Below are 5,602 nucleotides of genomic sequence, written 5' to 3' on the forward strand. Positions count from 1 at the left end.
CTATAGACAAAGTCGAATATTTACTTACAAACTTTCACCCGTTGGGTGTTATTTCTCATTAACGTAACGCCTTTATTTTTCAAGGCTAAACGCTGATAGCTAACAGCTAATCGCTTAACTTAGGAATAACTCAACTTTCTGAACTGCTATAAATAGCTGGGTTTGTGGGGTGTCCTAACGCAATATGTCCGGCTGTTCCGGCATGGCTCTCGCTCATTCTCGCCGGCCGTCCATGGCCGGCTCCGAGGCGTCCGCCGAGAATCACCGTCCTGGTGATTCATTCGGCGCCCAATACCGCTAAGAACCAGTCCCCGGCGACTTCGGACTGTTTAAATCGCTTAACTTGGGTAATGGCAACATTGTGGGGTGAAAATTAACCTATCTGGTGAAAGGTTTCACCAGATAGGTAGCTGGAATTTTTCAGTGATAAAAAGTTTTTATCTGTTTGAAGTCTTGTAATCATTGGCGGGGGCCGGAAGTTGTATTTCCTGGTAAAAGAGCTGGAAGATAGTTATTTTTGGTATGGGATTTGCGATTAGCCAATGGTTTATCACTTAAGTTTTAATGTATTGGTAATTATTAAAGTAGTTTTCTGATAATTTTGAGGAGGAAAAGATGGATTTTTCACTAACCGAAGAACAGAAGATGATGCGTGACGCAGCCCGTCGCTTTGCCGAAGAGCGGGTTCGACCGACAATGGAAGAGGATGAGAAGAATCATTACTTCCGGAAAGAACTGGTTCTGGAGATGGCTGAACTGGGTTTTTTCGGCTGTCTGGCCCCGGAAGAATATGGTGGTACGGAAGTCGGCCATCTGGCGGCCAGCATTATGGCCATGGAAATGGCCCGGGTCAGCCCTTCCTGGGGCTTGCCTTTTAATATGCAGATGAACGGCCTGCAGACTGTTCTGCTGAAACATGGTACAGAGGAGCAGAAGAAGAAATATATTCCTGGATTGATCAGTGCTGAGCTGTTTGGCTGTTTTGCTATTACTGAGCCTAACACCGGTTCTGATGTGGCTTCGATGAAAACCTGGGCGGCCGAAAAAGATGATTGTTTTGTTATTAATGGCAATAAAATGTGGATTTCAAATATTCCCGGTGCTGACTTGGGGGTGGTGTACGCGGTAACTGATCCTAAGGCCAAACCAAAGCACCGGGGCCTTTCCGCTTTTATCGTTGATATGCATAGTGAGGGCATTACCCAGAAAGCTATCGATACCAAACTGGGTCTTCACTGTACTCCCACCGGGGAGATTTATTTTGAAGATGTTAAAGTTCCCAAAGAGAATCTGGTGGGGAAATTGGGTGAGGGATTTAAAATTTGTATGGGTATGCTTGATGTAACCAGGTTGAGTTGCGCGGCCAGAGCGGTGGGTGTTGGTCAGGGCTGCCTGGATGCCAGTATTCAGTATGCCAAGGAAAAAACTCAATTTGGTCGTCCCATTGCTGATTTCCAGATGATTCAGGCATCGATCGCGGAAATGACGGTTGAACATGAGGCGGCTAAACTTCTGGTTCATCAAGCTGCGTCCCTTAAAGATGATGCAACCAAACGTTCTACCTTTGAAACTTCGATGGCTAAATATTTTGCCGCCGAAGCTGCCGTTCATGCTGCCAATGAGGCCTGTAAAATCTTTGGTTCCTATGGTTTTTCATCCGAATATCCGGTTGAACGTTTCCTGCGGGACAGTAAGTCATTCCAGGTGGTTGAGGGAACCTCCAATATCCAGAAAGTAATTATTTCCCGGAATGTGCTGGCTGATTGATAGATGTTTTCCCTAAGTTTCCATTATTTTCCAAGAAAAGGATAGTACTATGCATTCTTATTTTGCCGAGATGCCGAAATTTGGTAAAGAGCTGAAAGAAAAACAGAAGGAAAAACTGGCTGATAGCGTGGCCCAAATTAAAGAAGTGGAACAGACGGTTGCCGAGGCGGTTGAGAAGGTGAAAAATGCCGGTATTGCTGCCGAGCGGCTCCATAAACGGGGCGAGTGGACTGCCTGGGAGCGTTTGGAATACCTGGTGGATGATGGTACCTGGCTGCCTCTCAATACTCTCCATGATCCTACCTTCAATGCTGAGGGGACGACCGGGGTTATCAATGGCATCGGCAAGATAGCCGGTAAATATGCCTCGATTATTGCTTCTGATAACAAGGTGCTGGCCGGGGCCTGGATCGCCGGTCAGGCGGAAAATATTTTCCGGGCCCAGGATCTGGCTGAACGTCTGAATATTCCCCTGGTCTGGGTGCTGAACTGCAGCGGGGTTAAGCTGACGGAACAGGAAGAGGTCTATGCCGGTCGCCGTTCCGGCGGACGGGTATTCTTTCGCCATGCAGAATTGATCCAGAAAGGCATTCCGGTTATTGTTGGTATGTATGGGACAAACCCGGCTGGCGGTGGTTATCATGCCATCAGTCCCGCCATTATTTTTGCCCATGAAAAATCTAATATGGCCGTCGGCGGCGGCGGGATTGTCGGTGGCATGGCCCCCAAGGGAAATTTTGATGTTGATGGGGCCGAGCAGCTGATTGACGCAACCAGGCAGTTTAAGGCGGTTCCGCCCGGAAGTACAAAAATTCATCATGATGTCACCGGGTTCATGCGCAAGGTTTTTTCCACTGAAGAAGGCGTGCTGGACGCGATTAAAAACTGCATGGCTGGCATGCCGGCATATGACCCTGAAGCTTTCAGGGTTGCCGAACCGGCTGAACCTCGTTTTCCGGCCGAAGATATTAACTATCTGGTGCCTTTTAACCAGAAAGCGGTTTACAACATGGATGAAATTCTGTCGCGGATTTTTGATAACAGTGAGCACCTGGAGTTCCGTCCTGGTTATGGTCCGGAGATCTATTGTGGTTTGACTAAAATCGACGGTTTTGCAGTCGGTTTTATTGCCAACCGCCAGGGATTTTTGGGGGCAAACTATCCAGAATATGCTGACTATATGGGTATCGGCGGTAAACTGTATCGCCAGGGCCTGATTAAAATGAATGAGTTTGTTACCCAGTGTGGCCGGGATCGGATTCCACTGGTCTGGTTTCAGGATACTTCCGGCATTGATGTCGGTGATATCGCTGAGCAGGCTGAGCTCTTGGGCTTGGGACAGTCACTCATTTATTCCATTGAAAGTTCCGCTTTGCCGATGATGACCGTGGTTCTGCGCAAAGGAACGGCGGCGGCCCATTATGTCATGGGTGGTCCCCAGGGCAATCGCAATAATGCTATGACTTTGGGTACTCCGGTGACTGAGATTTACGTGATGCACGGTGAAACCGCGGCTGCGGCTGCTTTTTCCCGCCGCCTGGTTAAAGAACAGGATGCTGATCGTTCTCTGGAACCGGTCATTGAGAAGATGAACGACCTGGCTCAGCAGTATCATGATCAGTCCCGGCCGGTTTACTGCGCCCAACGGGATTTTGTCGACGAGATAGTGGCACTGCCTAATATGCGTGATTATTTTGTTGCTTTTACCCGGGCAGCTTATCAGAATCCTCCATCTATCTGTCCACATCATCAGATGTTGCTTCCTCGTCTGATTCGCAATTAACATTTAGGTTGTAATTGCTTAAAACCAATTGAAAGGCAGTGCCGGCTTGTTGTCGGTACTGCCTTTTTTGCCCCGGTGGAGTAAATTAGAGTTGACAGGGGCGTTATAAGCTTGTTAATGGTTCAGAAATAAAAAAATTAGACGATAATTAAATAACTCAACTTTCTGAGTTGCACTAAAAACAGCTGGGCCTGTGGGGAGTCTAAAGCAATGTCCCCGGATGTTCCGGCATGGCTCTCGCTCATTCTCGCCGGCCGTCCATGGCCTGCCTGTGCGTGCCGCACGCAGACAGGCCGGCTTCCGAGGATTCCGCCACGAATCACATCGTGTGATTCGTTCGGCGGCCAATACCGCTATGAGCCAAGCCCGAACATCCAGCAATATTTCCCCGGCAATGCAAGTCGGAAAGTTGAGTAAATAACGTTATGATTTTATTGACCTCTATCGGGGGGTAGTGTTAATGAAAAAAAGATGCATGCAGTTGTTACTGCTGCTGGTGTTGATGGTTTGTACGGCCTGCGGTCTGGAAAAAACTGCCTTGAAGGCATCATCGGATAAGCTCCATGAGGTCGAGTTGCCGGTTGCCCAAGATTGTGCAGGCAGTGAAAGCTCGGTTGGATTTCAGGGTGATTTTGCTGAGAATGGCTTGGATCCCTGGTTGACATTGGCCGCTGGACAGTATGAAGAGGGATCACTTCTTTATCTCCATGAATGGTTGGCAGATGTCCGAGAGGAGAAAGAGACTGATACTGCCGATGACCTGGAAATTGAGCAGAAAGCCAGGACCGGGGCCCGTTACGAGTTTCCCATTGTCATCAATAAAAAAGTGAAACATTTTATTTCCTATTACAGTACGGTAAACAGTTCCTTTACCCGCAGAAGTCTTAAAAGGGCACAGCTTTATTTGCCTGAAATGAGGCGGATTTTGCGTCAGTATCATATTCCTGAGGAACTGGCTTATATGGTGCTTATTGAGAGTGGGTTTACAACTCATGCCTATTCCCGGGCCCGGGCCTGTGGTCCGTGGCAGTTTATCAGCGGAACAGGCCGTAATTATGGATTGAAAATCAACTGGTGGGTGGATGAACGCCGGGATCCGCTGAAATCAAGCTATGCCGCCGCTAAATATCTCCATGATCTTTATGGATATTTTGATTCCTGGTACCTGGCTGCTGCTGCCTATAACGCCGGTGAAGGCAAGATTATGCGGGCCATTAAAAGACATAAAACCGAAGATTTCTGGGAGATGTCCCGTTACCGTTATCTGAAGCGGGAGACCAAGGAATATATCCCTCGGCTGATAGCGGCTATTCTCATCGCCAAAGAACCGGAAAAATATGGCCTTTCAGATGTAGGCTATCTGCCACCTTTGACTTTTGATGAAGTTGAGGTTCATGATGCAACGGATTTGCAGGTTGTAGCCTGGGCGGCTGGTTGTAAATTCAGTGCGTTAAAAAAGCTGAATCCGGAGCTGCGTTACTGGTGTACTCCCCCCAAAGTTAAAAAATATCTGGTCAAAGTTCCCTCCGGAACAGGAGAGCAATGTCAGCAAAGATTAGCCGGTTTGCCGCCGGAACAGCGGATAACTTTCCGCAGGCACCGAATCAGGTCGGGAGAATCATTGTCAACCATAGCCCGCCGATATCGAACCAGTATTCGGCCGATTAAGGAATTGAACAATCTGGCAGGCAATATGATTCGTGCCGGTTCTTATCTGGTTATTCCAGTGCGGGCTCAAGGTTCAGGACAGGTGGTATTTTCTTCCCGGATCTATGCCGCGGGTGTCCGGCAGCATCGTATGCCCCAGTCTGTGATTCATCGACCATCCGCTTATCGCGTCCGGCGTGGTGACAGTCTCTGGAAGATCGCCCATAAATATCATATATCGGTGAACGATATAAGAAGGTGGAACGGCCTGGGAAGATCAAAGCTGATAAAACCCGGTCAGATTTTGGCGCTTTCCGAACAGCGGCGGAAGCGGCGGCTGGCAAAAACGAAGAAACGGGTGAATACCGCTTCCTTCGGGTCCGGTAGCCGAATCTCCACTGGTGG

General features: G+C 48.5%; 3 protein-coding genes. All 3 read left to right on the top strand.

Features of this window, described 5'->3' with window-relative positions; genetic code table 11:
* Nucleotides 1-615 precede the first annotated feature (615 nt).
* A complete protein-coding gene (locus U9P07_01430; protein MEA2108067.1) occupies nucleotides 616-1,767 on the top strand; it encodes an acyl-CoA dehydrogenase family protein in 1,152 nt (383 codons plus the stop codon).
* 49 nt (nucleotides 1,768-1,816) lie between these two features.
* Nucleotides 1,817-3,550 carry a carboxyl transferase domain-containing protein gene (locus U9P07_01435; GenBank protein MEA2108068.1) on the top strand — a complete coding sequence of 578 codons (1,734 nt, stop codon included), beginning with the start codon at nucleotides 1,817-1,819 and terminating at the stop codon, nucleotides 3,548-3,550.
* A gap of 460 nt (nucleotides 3,551-4,010) precedes the next feature.
* The coding region (locus U9P07_01440) for a LysM peptidoglycan-binding domain-containing protein (protein MEA2108069.1) at nucleotides 4,011-5,602 on the top strand (1,592 nt) is incomplete at its 3' end.

Source organism: Pseudomonadota bacterium, assembly GCA_034660915.1.
In the GTDB taxonomy this organism is placed as follows: Bacteria; Desulfobacterota; Anaeroferrophillalia; order Anaeroferrophillales; family Anaeroferrophillaceae; genus DQWO01.

Excerpts from the sequence above, each read along its gene's own strand:
- U9P07_01430 (MEA2108067.1), top strand. The coding sequence starts at position 616 with ATGGATTTTTCACTAACCGAAGAACAGAAGATGATGCGTGACGCAGCC.
- U9P07_01435 (MEA2108068.1), top strand. The coding sequence starts at position 1,817 with ATGCATTCTTATTTTGCCGAGATGCCGAAATTTGGTAAAGAGCTGAAA.